General features: G+C 65.8%; 12 protein-coding genes. 9 read left to right on the top strand and 3 right to left on the bottom strand.

What is annotated here, in order from left to right; translation table 11 throughout:
- The first annotated feature begins 83 nt into the window (after positions 1 to 83).
- Genes G5S35_RS12380 through mtgA form a run of 3 tightly spaced genes read left to right on the top strand, consistent with a single transcriptional unit; the run spans position 84 to position 3,937 of the window.
- Complete coding sequence (locus G5S35_RS12380; protein ID WP_183038344.1) at positions 84 to 2,231, top strand: ribonuclease catalytic domain-containing protein; 2,148 nt, start codon at positions 84 to 86, stop codon at positions 2,229 to 2,231.
- Positions 2,228 to 3,151 (top strand): shikimate dehydrogenase, encoded by a 924-nt coding sequence (gene aroE, locus G5S35_RS12375; RefSeq protein ID WP_183038343.1) that lies wholly within the window; start codon positions 2,228 to 2,230, stop codon positions 3,149 to 3,151. Before G5S35_RS12380 ends, aroE begins: the two co-directional genes overlap by 4 nt.
- Before the next feature lie 33 nt (positions 3,152 to 3,184).
- Positions 3,185 to 3,937, top strand: a complete 753-nt coding sequence (mtgA, locus tag G5S35_RS12370; protein WP_065060383.1) for a monofunctional biosynthetic peptidoglycan transglycosylase — start codon at positions 3,185 to 3,187, stop codon at positions 3,935 to 3,937.
- 110 nt (positions 3,938 to 4,047) lie between these two features.
- On the opposite strand, the gene queF is transcribed toward mtgA, so the two are convergent.
- Genes queF through ilvA form a run of 3 tightly spaced genes read right to left on the bottom strand, consistent with a single transcriptional unit; the run spans position 4,048 to position 7,376 of the window.
- A complete protein-coding gene (queF, locus tag G5S35_RS12365) occupies positions 4,048 to 4,872 on the bottom strand; it encodes an NADPH-dependent 7-cyano-7-deazaguanine reductase QueF (RefSeq protein ID WP_065060382.1) in 825 nt (274 codons plus the stop codon).
- A complete protein-coding gene (locus G5S35_RS12360) occupies positions 4,869 to 5,837 on the bottom strand; it encodes a 5'-nucleotidase (protein ID WP_183038342.1) in 969 nt (322 codons plus the stop codon). The genes queF and G5S35_RS12360 overlap by 4 nt, the downstream gene beginning before the upstream one ends.
- Before the next feature lie 12 nt (positions 5,838 to 5,849).
- The gene (ilvA, locus tag G5S35_RS12355) at positions 5,850 to 7,376 is read right to left on the bottom strand and encodes a threonine ammonia-lyase, biosynthetic (protein WP_183038341.1); all 1,527 of its coding nucleotides are present in this window, start codon (positions 7,374 to 7,376) and stop codon (positions 5,850 to 5,852) included.
- A gap of 660 nt (positions 7,377 to 8,036) precedes the next feature.
- Here ilvA and G5S35_RS12350 point away from each other — a divergent pair.
- From G5S35_RS12350 to G5S35_RS12325, 6 genes are all read left to right on the top strand, one after another.
- Positions 8,037 to 12,083, top strand: a complete 4,047-nt coding sequence (locus G5S35_RS12350) for a DUF3683 domain-containing protein (protein ID WP_183038340.1) — start codon at positions 8,037 to 8,039, stop codon at positions 12,081 to 12,083.
- Positions 12,084 to 12,124: 41 nt separating this feature from the next.
- Complete coding sequence (locus tag G5S35_RS12345) at positions 12,125 to 12,556, top strand: HIT family protein (protein ID WP_065059372.1); 432 nt, start codon at positions 12,125 to 12,127, stop codon at positions 12,554 to 12,556.
- 52 nt (positions 12,557 to 12,608) lie between these two features.
- Positions 12,609 to 13,022, top strand: a complete 414-nt coding sequence (locus tag G5S35_RS12340; RefSeq protein ID WP_065059371.1) for a gamma-butyrobetaine hydroxylase family protein — start codon at positions 12,609 to 12,611, stop codon at positions 13,020 to 13,022.
- Between the two features lie 98 nt (positions 13,023 to 13,120).
- Positions 13,121 to 13,852, top strand: a complete 732-nt coding sequence (ubiE, locus tag G5S35_RS12335) for a bifunctional demethylmenaquinone methyltransferase/2-methoxy-6-polyprenyl-1,4-benzoquinol methylase UbiE (protein WP_065059370.1) — start codon at positions 13,121 to 13,123, stop codon at positions 13,850 to 13,852.
- A 36-nt stretch (positions 13,853 to 13,888) separates the two neighbouring features.
- Positions 13,889 to 14,902, top strand: a complete 1,014-nt coding sequence (locus G5S35_RS12330; RefSeq protein ID WP_065059369.1) for a Tim44 domain-containing protein — start codon at positions 13,889 to 13,891, stop codon at positions 14,900 to 14,902.
- Positions 14,903 to 15,074: 172 nt separating this feature from the next.
- The gene (locus G5S35_RS12325) at positions 15,075 to 15,746 is read left to right on the top strand and encodes a ubiquinone biosynthesis accessory factor UbiJ (protein WP_065059368.1); all 672 of its coding nucleotides are present in this window, start codon (positions 15,075 to 15,077) and stop codon (positions 15,744 to 15,746) included.
- Position 15,747: the final 1 nt, after the last annotated feature.

Genomic DNA, 15,747 nt, shown 5'->3' with positions numbered 1-15,747 from the left:
CGCGCGCGCGAACGCCTATATGTATACAGCACCGTCTGGGCGCGCCGCGCCCGCGGTCGAAGCAAGTCAGACGAGAGTGTTGAGTGAACGTTTTCTTTGAGGAATCGGGCAGTTTCAAGGCCGGCAGCGTGCTGTCGAAGCAGGGCGATGCGTTTCAGGTCGAGTTGCCGGGCGGACGCCGCGCGAAGGTGCGCGCCAAGGACGTGCTGATCGAGTTCGAGAAGCCCGCAGCCGCGGATCTGTTGGAGCAGGCGGACGCCGCCGCGCAGGAAATCGACCTCGATTTCCTGTGGGAATGCGCGCCGGCCGAGGAATTCACCTACACCACGCTCGCGAGCGAGTACTTCGGCGAAACCTACGGCCCGGTCGAGCGCGCTGCGCTCGTGCTGCGTCTGCACGGCTCGCCCGTGTACTTCCGCCGCAAGGGCCGCGGCCAGTATCAGCGCGCGCCCGAGGAGCAGCTCAAAATGGCGCTCGCGTCGCTCGAACGCAAGCGTCAGCAGGCGCTCGTGCAGGCCGGCTACGAAGACGAACTGAAGGCGGGCCGTCTGCCCGAGGCGCTCAAGGACAAGGCGCTCGGCCTGCTCACGAAGCCCGACAAGAACACCATCGAGTACAAGGCGCTCGAAGCGGCGGCCGCCGCGCGTGGCATTTCCATGCCGCGCCTGATGCTCGAATGCGGCGGCATCGCCTCGCCGCGTGCGCTGCACGAAGCGCGTTTCCTCGCTGAATTCTTCCCGCACGGCACCGGTTTCCCGCCGGTCGCGGTCGGCGCGCTGCCCGACTGGCTGCCGGACGCGGTCGAGCAGGTGCAGGCCTTCTCGATCGACGACGTCACCACGACCGAAATCGACGACGCGTTCTCCATCGAGCATCTGGCCGACGGCCGCGTGCGCATCGGTATACACATCGCGGCGCCGGCGCTCGGCATCGCGCGTGGCGACACGGCGGACGCCATCGCGCGCACGCGTCTGTCGACGGTCTACATGCCCGGCGACAAGATCACCATGCTGCCCGACGATTTCGTCGACGCCTTCACGCTCAAGGAAGGCGGCATGCGCCCGGCGCTGTCGCTCTACTGCCTCGTGAACCGCGAGACGCAGGAAATCGTGGCGACCGAAACGCGCGCCGAGCGCGTGTTCGTGAAGAGCAACCTGCGTCACAACACGCTCGACGAAGTGGTGACGGAAGAAACGCTCGCGGCGGGCACGGGCGAATATCCGCACAAGGACGACATCGCCGTGCTGTGGCCGTTCGCGCAGGCGCTGTTCGAGAAGCGCCAGGCCGCGCGCGCCGGTTACGGCCTGCGCCGCGAAGTGCAGCGCAACACCGACTACAACTTCTACGTGGAAGGCGAGCACGTCAACATTACGCCGCGCCGCCGCGGCTCGCCGCTCGACATGATCGTCGCGGAACTGGCGATTCTCGCCAACTCCACGTGGGGCGCGTTCCTCAACGATCACGGCGTGCCGGGCATCTACCGCACGCAGCGCGCGTTCGGCGCGCCCACGGGGCCGAAGCGCACGCGCATGCAGACCAACGCCGCGCCGCACGAAGGCCTCGGCGTCGCACAGTACGCGTGGAGCACGTCGCCGCTGCGCCGTTACGTCGACCTCGTGAACCAGTGGCAGTTGCTCGCGTGCGTGGAGCACGGCGTGGCCGCCAAGCTGGTCGCGCCGTTCAAGCCCAAGGACGCCGACCTGTTCGCCGTCGTGCAGGGCTTCGACGAAACCTACACGGCCTATGCCGATCACCAGCGCCGCATGGAGTACTTCTGGTGCCTGCGCTGGCTCCAGCAGGAAATGCGCGGTGACGGCGGCGTCGAGCCGCGTCGCGAATTCCCGGCGACGGTCGTCAAGGACGACCTCGTGCGCTTCGAGGAAGTGCCGCTGCTGATGCACGTGCCCGCGCTCGGCGTGCACGCGCGCGGCACGCGTCTGATGATGGAAGTGATGTCGATCGACGAGCTGACCATCGAGGCGTCCGTGCGCATGCTGCGCGTGCTCGACGCACCGGTCGTGACGAGCGGCGAGCAGCCCGAGGAAGAGTCGGGCGACGACGAAGAGCTGATCGAAGCCGCCGACGATTCCGCGCAGAGCGAAGCGGAAGCGCTCGCCGAGTCCGACGCAGAGGAAGGCGCGAGCGACGCCGCAACCGATGCGCAGGAAGACGCGGGCGAGCAGCAAGCAGAACAGCAGGCAGAACAGCACGAGACGGAGCCGCGCGCATGAGCGCCGATCAGACGCAATCGCAATCGCAAACGCCGACGCAGCATCGCGACCGCTATGCGGTCGTCGGCAATCCGGTGGCGCACAGCAAATCGCCCGCGATCCACGCGCAATTCGCGCAGGAGACCGGTGAAGCCGTCGACTACGACCGGCTGCTCGCGCCGCTCGACGGTTTCGTCGAGCATGTGCAGGCGTTTCGCGCAGCGGGCGGGCGCGGTCTGAATGTGACCGTGCCGTTCAAGCTCGAAGCGCACGCGCTCGCGCATCGTCTGTCGCCGCGTGCGGCGGCGGCGGGCGCGGTGAATACGCTGCGCTTCGACGAAGACGGCATTTTCGGCGACAACACCGATGGTTTCGGTCTCGTTCGCGACATCGAGGTGAATCTGGGCGTGTCGCTCAAGGGCGCGCGCGTGCTGCTGCTCGGCGCGGGCGGCGCGGCGCGCGGCGTCGTGCTGCCGATGCTCGAATGCCTGCCGCGCGAGATCACCATCGTCAATCGCACGGCGCACAAGGCGCATGCGCTGATCGAGCAGTTCGCGGGCTCGGCGCAGACGTTCGGCTGCCTGATCAACGGCGGCGGTCCGCATGCGGTCGATCCGAAACCCTACGACGTAATCGTGAACGCGACGGCGGGCAGTCTCGACGCCGCGCTGCCCGAATGCGACGATCGTGCGTTCGGCACGGCGACGCTCGCGTACGACATGATGTACGGCGCCCAGCCGACGGTCTTCATGCGTCACGCCGAATCGCTCGGCGCGCGTGCCTCGGACGGTCTGGGCATGCTGGTCGAACAGGCCGCCGAATCGTTCTTCGTGTGGCGCGGCGTGCGTCCCACGGGCGCGCCGGTGCTCGCCGCACTGCGTGCGCAGATCGCGGCGCAAGTGGCACAAGCGGCACAAGCGGCTCAGGCCGCGCAGGCCTGACACCCGCGGCAGCGGTCACGGGAGACGCGATCCATGCGCACAGCGGCGGCAAACCGGCGGGTGCAGCGCGCGCCAGACCGAGTCGGCGCGCTGCGCTGGATCGTCTATGCGGCGCTGGTGTTCGGCGTCGCGTGGATCGCGCTGCAGTTCTACTATTTCGCGCAGATCGCCGCGTGGAATGTCGTCGATCCGCAGTCGACGGCGTTCATGCGCACCGATGCGGCCGGCCTCGCCGCCGATCGTCCGAACCTCGATATCCAGCATCAGTGGGTGCCGTACGATCAGATCTCGCGCAACCTCAAGCGCGCGATCATCGCGTCCGAGGACGCCAACTTCGTCAATAACAACGGCTACGAAACCGACGCCATCCTGCAGGCGTGGGAGCGCAACAAGAAGCGCGGCCACATCGTGCGCGGCGGATCGACAATCACGCAGCAACTCGCGCGCAACCTCTTTCTGTCGCGCGAGAAAAGTTATATCCGCAAGGGCCAGGAACTCATCATCACGTGGATGCTGGAGACGCTGCTCGACAAGGAGCGCATCTTCGAGATCTATCTGAATTCGGTGGAGTGGGGCAACGGCGTCTACGGCGCGCAGGCGGCGGCGCGCTACTACTACCGCACGACGGCGGCGAAGCTCACGCCGTGGCAGTCGGCGCGGCTCGCGGTCATGCTGCCGCGTCCCAAGTATTTCGACGAACATCGCAATTCGGCTTATCTTTCGCAGCGCGCGGGCGTGATCGCGCGGCGCATGGGCGCGGCGGAGTTGCCGCCGTCGCAGCAATAGCGATCGCTTCGTTCACCGATCCTCGCGGATAAAAACAAAGCGCCGGTCTTGCCGGCGCTTTGTGCTTTCCATGACGTGCTAACTGCGTGCGAACTGCGCGCAAACCGCATTTATTGACGCGCCAGTCGCGCGTTGTCCGGCATCGGCATGTTGAAGTTGGTGCGAAACGGATTGATGTCGAGTCCGCCGCGTCGCGTGTAGCGCGCGTAGACCGCGAGACGATCCGGTTTGCACTCGCGCAGGATGTCCATGAAGATGCGCTCGGCGCATTGCTCGTGGAAGCCCGTGTGATTGCGGAACGAGATGATGTAGCGCAGCAGCCCGGCCTGATCGATCTGCGGCCCGACGTAGTGAATCTGCACGCTGCCCCAGTCGGGCTGGCCGGTCACCGGGCAGTTCGACTTCAGCAGATTGGAGACCAGCGTTTCCTCAACCGGCGACTCGTCGAGCGCGGCCTTCAGCAGGGTGGCGTCCGGGTGATAGATCTCGGCGTCCAGGTCGAGGCGGTCGATCGAGAGACCGTCGAATTCCTCGAACGGAATCTTGCCGAACGCGCCCGGCTGATCGAGCTTCACCGACACCGATGCGCCGCACGCCGCCGATACGTCGCGCTTGAGCACGTCGCGCACGTCGTCGGCGGATTCGAATTTGGTCTGCGCGAACGAGCCCAGATAGAGCTTGAACGACTTCGATTCGACGATGTTCGGCGAATCGGCCGGAATGAAGAAGGTGGCGATCGCGATCTGCGGCTTGCCGCGCGCATTGAGCCACGACAGCTCGTACGCGTTCCAGATATCGGTGCCGAAGAAGGGCAGTTGCGCGCCGATGCCGATCTGTTCACGCGCGCCCACACGCGGGATCGGGAACAGCAGCTTGGCGTCGTATTGCTCGGTGTAGCTGGAAGCCTTGCCGAGCGGCGATTGTTCGGGAGTCATGATGCGCTGGTTTCGGTAATGACGCCGGGCGCGCCCTTGAGGGACGCCGCGCCGGCGGGATTCGCCACGCCGCTCGCCACATGTCCGGTCGCCGTGACCGAACGGGCCGATTCGCAATGGCGGATCTGGTCGTCGAAGAAAAAATCAGGTTCGAACTCGCGCAGGAACGGGCCTTTGTCGAGTCCGCCGAGGAACATCGCTTCGTCGATTTCGATGTTCCAGGCCATCAGTGTGCGGATCGCGCGTTCGTGCGCGGGCGCCGATCGCGCCGTGACGAGCGCGGTGCGGATGCGCATTTTCGCGTTCGCGTCGGCGAGATTCTGCAGCCGGTGCAGCGCTTCGAGCAGCGGCTTGAGCGGACCTTGCGCAAGCGGCAGCTCGCGATTGTCCCGTTCGTGGCTCACGAACGCGCCCAGGCCGTCGCGCTGGAAGATCCGCTCGGCTTCGTCGGAAAACAGCACCGCATCGCCGTCGAACGCGACGCGTATTTCCTGCGCGTTGCGTTCCGCCATTGTCGCCGAATTTGCGCCGGTCGGTGGGAACACGCGCGCGGCCGGAAAGCCCGCGTCGAGCGCGCCGCGCACGTCGTCGGGATTCGCGGAGAGAAACAGCGACGCGTTCAGCGGCTTGAGGTAATGCCAGGGCTCGCGGCCGCGCGTGAACACGCCGCGCTGAATGTCGAGGCCGTGCTCGCGGCACGAGTTGAAGGTGCGCAGCCCGCTGATTGGATCGCTGCGCGAGAGGATCACGACTTCCACGTGATGCGCGCCGTTGTTCAGCGCGAGCAGCTTGCGGATCAGCGCGAACGCCACGCCGGGCCGCGCGGGCACGTGCAGGCGCTCGCGCTGCAGCGTCTCGTAGGCATGCAGGTCGCCGGCTTCGTACACGCCGTTCTCTTCCTCGAAATCGAACAATGCGCGTGACGAGATCGCGACGACCAGCTTGTCAGTGAGCGAAACGGCCATGATCGTCGGCCTTTACGAGAGAAACAACCGATACGCCGGATTCTGCGTCTCTTCGTAATGCGGATAGCCGAGCGTGGCGAGGAAGCGGCGGAACTCCGCGTCTTCCGCCGCCGGCACCTGAATCCCGACCAGAATCGAGCTGTAATCCGCGCCCTGATTGCGGTAGTGGAACAGGCTGATGTTCCAGTTCGGCGCCATCGACGAGAGGAAGCGCATCAGCGCGCCCGGACGCTCCGGAAACTCGAAGCGGAACAGCCGCTCGTCGTGCGCGAGCGGCGAACGTCCGCCGACCATGTAGCGGATGTGCTGCTTCGAGAGTTCGTCGCCGGTGAGATCGACGCACGGAAAACCGTGCTCGACGAAGGTCTGCGCGATCTGCCGCGATTCGCCGCGATTGCGGATCTGCACGCCAACGAAGATATGCGCGCGCTCGGCGTCGTCGATACGGTAGTTGAATTCGGTCACGCTGCGCGTGCCGACGAGTTCGCAAAAACGCTTGAAACTGCCGCGTTCTTCGGGGATCGTCACGGCAAACACGGCTTCGCGCGCCTCGCCCACTTCGGCGCGCTCGGCCACGAAACGCATGCGGTCGAAGTTGATGTTTGCGCCCGACGTGATCGCGATCAGCGTCTGGCCCGCGATGCCTTCGCGCTCGGCGTACTTCTTCGCGCCCGCCACGGCCAGCGCGCCCGCCGGTTCGAGCACGCTGCGCGTGTCCTGGAACACGTCCTTGATCGCGGCGCAGAGCGCGTCCGTATCGACGGTCACGACTTCATCGAGATACTGCTGGCACAGCCGGAAGGTTTCCTCGCCGACGAGTTTCACGGCCGTGCCGTCCGCGAACAGGCCGACTTCGCTCAACTCGACGCGTTTGCCTGCCTTCAGCGACTGCGCCATCGCGCACGAGTCGTCGGTCTGCACGCCGATCACGCGGATCTCCGGGCGCACGGCCTTCACGTACGCGGCCACGCCTGCGGCCAGACCGCCGCCGCCGATCGGCACGAAGATCGCGTGAATCGGGGCCTGATGCTTGCTGAGCACTTCCATCGCGACGGTGCCCTGGCCGGCGATCACGTGCGGATCGTCGAAGGGATGCACGAAGGTCAGGCCGCGCTCTTCCTGCAGACGCACGGCGTGGGCGTAGGCGTCGCTGTAGGATTCGCCCGCCTGCACGACTTCGACGGTCTGCCCGCCGTGCGCGCGCACGGCGTCGACTTTCACCTGCGGCGTGGTTTCCGGCACGCAGATCACCGCCTTCACGCCGAGCCGCGCCGCCGACAGCGCCACGCCCTGCGCGTGATTGCCCGCCGACGCGGTAATCACACCGCGCTCGCGCTGCTCGGGCGAAAGATGCGCCATCTTGTTGTACGCGCCGCGCAGCTTGAACGAGAAGACCGGCTGGTTGTCCTCGCGCTTGAGCAGCACCGTGTTGCCGATGCGCGCGGAGAGGTTCGGCGCGGGTTCGAGCTCGGTTTCGCGGGCGACGTCGTACACGCGCGCGGTGAGGACTTTCTTCAGGTAATCGTCGTGGGAAGCCATGCGGGGAGCGCGCGGGGCGCGGGTCGGGACGGGAAAACGTAGATGATAGCGCCAACCGCTCCAGCGCTGGCGGGCCGGGCAGGGCGGCGAACGGGTGACGAAGGCGTGGCGAAGCGGCGACGCAGAAGTGACGCAGAGGCGACGCAGAAGCGACGCAGAAGCGACGAAGGAGCGGTAAGGTTGATCGGCGCCATTTCCCGACTACCCGGACGGTTAATCCGCGCCGCGACGCCCTGTCACAGGGCAGAGCGCAGGCGTGCCCGCCGGCGGGTGAAATTCAACCTTACGCGTCAGCGGGCTTCCCACCGAGGGTCAGCGCACGCGCGGATCATGCGTTAAAATCGCTTTTTGAAACAAGGATCGGAAGATGCACTGGCAACCTCGGACAGCCCATTTGATGCCCGCACGGCGCGAAACCCGCCCCGCGGCGCAGCGGCACGCCCGCCACGCACGATCGTGTCGCTAAGTCCGAGCGCCGGGGAACCATCGGCGTGAGCGCTGCCGCCATGCTTCCCCACCCCTTCGTCCGCCCAGCCATCCGCGCCACGAGCGTGCCCCCGGCGGACACGATTTCAGAATAGCGCCCCACGCGCCCCGTCAGCATCCGTCCGATCGGCTCCGTAAGCCGCGCGCGGATCTGGCTCAAAGAGTCGTCCAACCATGAACGCACCTCAAGTTTTCGATCCTCACGGCGCCGCCGCAGCCGTGGCCGCCGACATCGAACCGCGCCTGCGCGAGATTCCGTACAACTACACGTCCTTTTCGGACCGCGAAATCGTCATTCGCCTGCTCGGCGAAGAGGCGTGGAACGCGCTCGCCGAACTGCGCGGCGAACGCCGCACGGGCCGCTCGGCGCGCATGCTGTACGAAGTGCTCGGCGACATCTGGGTCGTGCGCCGCAATCCGTATCTGCAGGACGATCTGCTCGACAACCCGAAGCGTCGCGCGATGCTGATCGATGCGCTGAATCACCGTATCGCCGAAATCGAGAAGCGCCGCCGCGCCGACCTCGTCGAACATAGCGATCAGGACGGCGTCGTGCGCGCCGCGCGCGTGGAAACGCTGATCGGCGCGGCTCGCCGCGCGATCGAGGACTTCGCCGCCGAATTCGACAAGATGGCCGATCTGCGCCGCCGCGCCACCAAGGTGCTCGGCAAGCGCACGCAGAAGGACAACATCCGCTTCGACGGCATTGCGCGCGTCTCGCACGTGACCGACGCAACCGACTGGCGCGTGGAATATCCGTTCGTGGTCCTCACGCCGGACACCGAAGCCGAGATCGCGGGCCTTATCAAGGCCTGCTTCGAACTGGGCCTCACGGTGATCCCGCGCGGAGGCGGCACGGGCTACACAGGCGGCGCGGTGCCGCTCACGCCGTTCTCGGCCGTCATCAACACCGAAAAGCTCGAACAGCTCGGACCGGTCGAAATGACCGATCTGCCGGGCGTGAACCGCAAGGTCGCGACGATTTTCTCGGGCGCGGGCGTGGTCACGCGCCGCGTGACCGAAGCGGCGGACGCGGCGGGCTTCGTGTTCGCGGTCGATCCGACCTCGCTCGACGCGTCGTGCATCGGCGGCAACGTCGCCATGAACGCGGGCGGCAAGAAGGCCGTGCTGTGGGGCACGGCGCTCGACAACCTCGCCTGGTGGCGCATGGTCGACCCCGAGGGCAACTGGCTCGAAGTCACGCGCCTCGACCACAACATGGGCAAGATCCACGACATCGAAGTCGCGCGCTTCGAATTGAAGTGGTTCGACGGCGAGTACGCGCCGGGCGAAAAGCTGCTGCGCACGGAGTCGCTCGACATCGCGGGCCGCGTGTTCCGCAAGGAAGGTCTCGGCAAGGACGTGACCGATAAATTCCTCGCGGGCCTGCCAGGCATCCAGAAGGAAGGTTGCGACGGTCTCATCACGTCGGCGCGCTGGGTGCTGCACAAGATGCCCGCGCACACGCGCACGGTCTGTCTGGAGTTCTTCGGCCAGGCGCGCGAGGCGATCCCGAGCATCGTCGAAATCAAGGATTACCTGTTCGAAACGTCGAAGCAGGGCGGTGCGATTCTCGCGGGTCTGGAGCATCTGGACGAGCGCTATCTGCGCGCCGTGGGCTACGCGACCAAGAGCAAGCGCAACGCGTTTCCGAAGATGGTGCTGATCGGCGACATCGTCGGCGACGACGCCGATGCCGTGGCCGCCGCCACCTCGGAAGTGATCCGCATGGCCAACGGCAAGAGCGGCGAAGGCTTCGTGGCCGTCTCCGCCGAGGCCCGCAAGCGCTTCTGGCTCGACCGCAGCCGCACGGCCGCGATCGCCAGGCACACCAACGCGTTCAAGATCAACGAAGACGTCGTGATTCCGCTCAACCGCATGGGCGAGTACACGGACGGCATCGAGCGCATCAACATCGAACTGTCGATCAAGAACAAGCTGCAACTGGTCGACGCGCTCGAAGCGTTCTTCAAGGGCGGCAAGCTGCCGCTCGGCAAGAGCGACGACGCCAACGAAATCCCCAGCGCGGAACTGCTCGAAGACCGCGTGCAGCAGGCGCTCGATCTGCTCAAGCGCGTGCGCGAGCGCTGGACCTTCGTCGGCGACAAGCTCGACATGCCGCTGCGCGAGGCGCAGCACTATCTCGTGCAACTGGGCTACGAAGCGCTGGCGGAGAAGTTCGCCGACCGCTGCGACACGCAGCCCGACGTCAACGTTTTCCATGTGACGCAGGACCGCACGGTGCGCATCTCGTGGAAGCAGGAGATCCGCGCCGAACTGCGCAAGATCTTCAACGGCGGCGAATTCAAGCCGATTCTCGACGAAGCCCAGGCGATCCACAAGAAGGTGCTGCGCGGCCGCGTGTTCGTGGCGCTGCACATGCACGCCGGCGACGGCAACGTGCACACCAACCTGCCGGTGAACTCGGACAACTACGAGATGCTGCAGGACGCGCACGTCGCGGTCGCGCGCATCATGAAGCTCGCGCGTTCGCTCGACGGCGTGATCTCGGGCGAGCACGGCATCGGCATCACCAAGCTCGAATTCCTCACCGAGGACGAGATCGCCGACTTCCGCGCCTACAAGCAGCGCGTCGATCCGCATGGCCGCTTCAACGCGGGCAAGCTGCTCGAAGGCGCCGACCTGCGCAACGCCTACACGCCGTCGTTCGGCCTGATGGGCTACGAGTCGCTGATCATGCAGCAATCCGACATCGGCGCGATCGCCGAGTCGGTCAAGGACTGCCTGCGCTGCGGCAAGTGCAAGCCGGTGTGCGCCACGCACGTGCCGCGCGCGAACCTGCTGTACAGCCCGCGCAACAAGATTCTCGCGACCTCGCTGCTGGTCGAGGCCTTCCTGTACGAAGAGCAGACGCGCCGCGGTGTGTCGATCAAGCACTGGGACGAGTTCAACGACGTGGCCGACCACTGCACGGTCTGCCACAAGTGCGTGACGCCGTGCCCGGTCAAGATCGACTTCGGCGACGTGACGATGAACATGCGCAACCTGCTGCGCAAGATGGGCAAGAAGAAGTTCAACGCGGGCAACGCGGCGGGCATGTTCTTCCTCAACGCCACCAATCCGCAGACCATCAACCTCGCGCGTACCGCGATGATGGGCGTGGGCTACAAGGCGCAGCGCCTCGGCAACGACGTGCTGAAGAAGTTCGTCAAGAAGCAGACGGCGCATCCGCCCGCATCCACGGGCAAATCGCCGGTGGTCGAGCAGGTGATCCACTTCGTCAACAAGAAGATGCCGGGCAACCTGCCGAAGAAGACGGCGCGCGCGCTGCTCGACATCGAAGACAACAAGATCGTGCCGATCATCCGCAATCCGAAGGCGACGAGCGTCGATTCGGAAGCGGTGTTCTACTTCCCGGGCTGCGGCTCGGAGCGTCTGTTCTCGCAGGTCGGGCTTGCCACCCAGGCGATGTTGTGGGAAGCCGGCGTGCAGACCGTGCTGCCGCCGGGCTATCTGTGCTGCGGCTATCCGCAGCGCGGCTCGGGCCAGTTCGACAAGGCCGAGCAGATCGTCACCGACAACCGCGTGCTGTTCCACCGCGTCGCGAACACGCTCAACTACCTCGACATCAAGACCGTCGTGGTGTCGTGCGGCACGTGTTACGACCAGCTCGCCGGTTATGAATTCGACAAGATCTTCCCGGGTTGCCGCATCATCGACATTCACGAGTTCCTGCTCGAGAAGGGCATCAAGCTCGATGGCGTGAGCGGCACGCGCTACATGTATCACGACCCGTGCCACACGCCGATCAAGACGATCGACCCGGTCAAGCTCGTCAACGAACTCATGGGTTCGGAAAAGGACGGCTACAAGATCGAGAAGAACGATCGTTGCTGCGGCGAATCGGGCACGCTCGCGGTCACGCGTCCGGACGTTTCGACGCAGGTGCGCTTCCGCAAGGAAGAGGAAATCCGCAAGGGCGCGGCGAAGCTGCGCGACATTCCGGTCGTCGGCAACGGCGCGAACGGCGTGCAGCCGGCCACGCAGCAGGAAGCGGGCGGGCAGGGCACGACGCAGGACGTCAAGATTCTGACGAGCTGCCCGTCGTGCCTGCAGGGCCTGTCGCGCTACAACGAGGACGCCAACATCGAAGCCGACTACATCGTGGTGGAGATCGCCCGTCACGTGCTCGGCGAGAACTGGATGGCGGACTACGTGCAGAAGGCGAACAATGGCGGAATCGAGCGCGTGCTGGTTTAATGGCACGGCTAATTTTTCCGTAATACGGTTCGAGGACGACGATGGCATGCGTATTCTGCAATGAGGAAGGCGGCGAGGTGCTGTGGGAGGACGAGCGTCTGCGCGTCGTGCTCGCGAGCGCTGAAATCGACTATCCGGGCTTTTGCCGGGTGATCTGGAATACGCACGTCGCCGAGTTCTCGGATCTCGAGCACGCCGACCGGGAACATCTGATGCGCGCGGTGTATGCGGTCGAGCGGGCGCAGCGCCGCGTCATGCAGCCGTCGAAGGTGAATCTCGCGAGTCTCGGCAACCAGGTGCCGCACGTGCACTGGCACGTGATCCCGCGCTTCAGCAACGACGCGCATTTCCCGCTGCCCGTGTGGGCGCCGCGGCAGCGCACGGTGTCGGAAGCGATGCTCGGTCAACGCCGCGCCCAGGCCACGCTGCTGCGCGAGGCGGTGCGGCAGGAAATGGAACAGGCGCTGGCGTGAGCCGGACCGGCGGGGCAGCCTTGCCGGACTTGACGGGCGAACAGGAAAGAACATGAGCGGACTCAAATCCGATACGCCGGTGCCGACCGGCGTCGTGGTGCATGCGCTGTCGCGCGTGCTTGAACTGCAGTATGCGAACGGACAGAGCTATCGCATCCCGTTCGAGCTGATGCGCGTTTATTCGCCCTCGGCGGAAGTGCGCGGCCACGGGCCCGGCCAGGAAACGCTGCAGACCGGCAAGCGCGAAGTGACCATCACGGCGCTCGAAGGCGTCGGCAACTACGCGCTGCAGCCCACCTTCTCCGACGGCCACAATACCGGCATCTATTCGTGGGACCAGCTCTACGAACTGGCCACGCAGCAGGACACGCTCTGGGCCGACTATTTCGCGAAGCTCAAGGCCGCGGGCGTCGAGCGCGACGCGCCGATGGCGCCGCCCGCTGCCGCGCACGGCCACTGCCACTGACGCTTCCTGTTACGATCCTGCCGCCGCGCCACGACGCGGCGAATTTCATTCAAAAAGTCCGGCTGCGAGCCGGACAAGACCGCGAAAGGACGAGCGCGATGAGCAAAACCCACTTCGGCTATCAGACAGTCGACGAACAGGACAAGGCGAAGAAGGTGGCCGGCGTGTTCCACTCGGTCGCCTCGAACTACGACCTGATGAACGACCTGATGTCGGGCGGGCTGCACCGCGCGTGGAAGGCGTTCACGATCGCCCAGGCCAATATCCGTCCGGGCGCGAAGGTGCTCGACATCGCGGGCGGCACCGGCGATCTGTCGATGGCGTTCGCGAAGAAGGCCGGTCCGACGGGCGAGGTCTGGCACACCGACATCAACGAGTCGATGCTGCGCGTGGGCCGCGACCGTCTGATCGACAAAGGCGTGATCACGCCCGCGCTGCTCTGCGACGCCGAGAAAATTCCCTTTCCGGACAACTACTTCGACCTCGTGACCGTGGCTTTCGGGCTGCGCAACATGACGCACAAGGACGCCGCGCTCGCGGAAATGCGCCGGGTGATCAAGCCGGGCGGCCGCGTGATGGTGCTCGAATTCTCGAAGGTCTGGGAGCCGCTCAAGAAGGCGTACGACGTGTACTCCTTCAAGGTGCTGCCGTGGCTCGGCAAGCGTTTCGCCCAGGATGCGGACAGTTACCAGTACCTGGCGGAGTCGATCCGCATGCATCCGGACCAGGAAACCCTGAAGACGATGATGGAACAAATCGGCCTCGATGCCGTCAAATATTACAATTTGTCAGCTGGCGTGGTAGCCTTACACGTCGGGACAAAGTACTAGTGTTCCTAACTATCTGTCTTTAAAGGAAATACCGCCATGCCTGAGACCCGTAACAATGCTTCCAGTAAGCTTTCAATGTCTTGGGCGAGGCGGATTGGCACCTTGGCAGTGATCGGCGCGCTGGTGGCGGGCAGCTTCGCATCGTTCGACGCTGAAGCCCGTCGCATGGGTGGCGGCCGCAGCTTCGGCAAGCAGTCCTCGGTCGCGTCGCAGCGCAGCACCACGCCGCCGCCCGCGCAGCCCAGCCCCACGAATCCCGCCCAGCAGGCCGGCGCGCAGCGCGCACCTGGCTCGCCGGCGCCCACGCCCGCCGCCGCTCCGGCGCGCAATCGCTGGCTCGGTCCTATCGCCGGTCTCGCGGCCGGTCTGGGCATCGCGGCGCTGCTCTCGCACTTCGGCCTCGGTGAGGCGTTCGCGGGCGCCATGGCCAACATGATCGTGATCGCGCTGATCGCGTTCGTGGCGATCTGGCTGATCCGCAAGTTCATGAACCGCCGCCGTCCGGCTGAGCCCGCGTATCAAACGGGCGGTGCGAATCTGAACACTAACCTGAGCCAGATGGGCGGCTACAACCCGCAGGAGCCGCGCTACACGGCGCCGCCCACGGGCCAGTACCTCGCGCCCGAAGCGAATGCGCTGAGCACGCCGCAGATCGACACGCCGCCCGCCATTCCGGCGGGTTTCGACAGCGAAGCGTTCCTGCGCAACGCCAAGGTCTACTTCGTGCGCCTGCAAGCGGCCTGGGATGCGGGCAATATCGACGACATCCGCGAATTCACCACGCCCGAGATGTTCGCCGAGATCCGCGTGGACCTCGCGGGCCGCGGCGCGCAGCCGAACCAGACCGACGTCGTGCAGCTCAACGCCGACCTGCTCGCCGTGGAAGAGCGCGGCAACGAGTACCTCGCGAGCGTGCGTTTCTCCGGCCTGATCCGCGAGGAAGCGGGCGCGGCGGCCGCGCCGTTCGTCGAGATCTGGAATCTCTCGAAGTCGCGCAGCTCGGGCGAGGGCTGGCTGCTGGCCGGTATCCAGCAGGTCGAATCGCACTGATGCGCGGCATCGCGCCGCGCTGAGCAAAACGCGCGCGTGGTTGATGCTGCGCGCGTGCAGGCGAATCTGGCCTGCCGGCCAGCCGCGGCGCGGGGCGATCCGGCGGCGCGAACGCTACAATAGGAACCCGCGCGAGCTCGATGCCCGCGCGGGTTTTTTTGATTCCACGCCGATGACTCTCGCCGCCAAGCCCTTCGCCGCCGCTGTCAATCACCTGCTCGCCCGCGAATCGTGGGCCCGCGACCGCCTCGCTCCTTACGCCGGCAAGACGGCCCGTCTGTCGTGTCCGCCTGTCGTGCTCACGCTGCTCGTGCAGCCCGACGGCTATATCGCCGCCGTCGAAGAGCACGAGGCGCAACATGCCGACGTCGCGCTTTCCGTGCCTGCGGGCGCGCTCTCCTCGTACGTGCAGGGCGGTCAGTCGGCCGTCATGAAGCACGTGAAGATCGAGGGCGACGCCGAGTTTGCGCAGATCATCGGCAAGCTCGCCGAACATCTGCGCTGGGAGCCCGAAGAGGATCTCGCGAAGCTGATCGGTGACGCCAGTGCGTTTCGCGTCGCCGCATTCGCGCGCGCCGCGCACCAGCAGGCCCTTCGCACCGGGCGCAATGTGCTCGGCTCCGTCACCGAATATCTGCTCGACGAAAATCCGCAACTCGTGCGGCACGCCGAGCTGGACGGCTTCAACACGGAGCTGTCACGCGCGCGCGATGCACTTGCGCGCGTGGAAAAGCGCATCGAGCGCCTTGAACAAAAATCACAAGCGCGCAGCGCGGGATCGACGCCTTCGAGCGCGGCGCCGCGCGCGCCGAGCCAGACAACCGGCCCGCTACAAGGCAACTAAG

The organism is Paraburkholderia tropica (assembly GCF_014171495.1).
Taxonomy (GTDB): domain Bacteria; phylum Pseudomonadota; class Gammaproteobacteria; order Burkholderiales; family Burkholderiaceae; genus Paraburkholderia; species Paraburkholderia tropica.
Note: the sequence above shows the minus strand (reverse complement) of the source record. Positions and strands in the feature narration are given on the sequence as shown.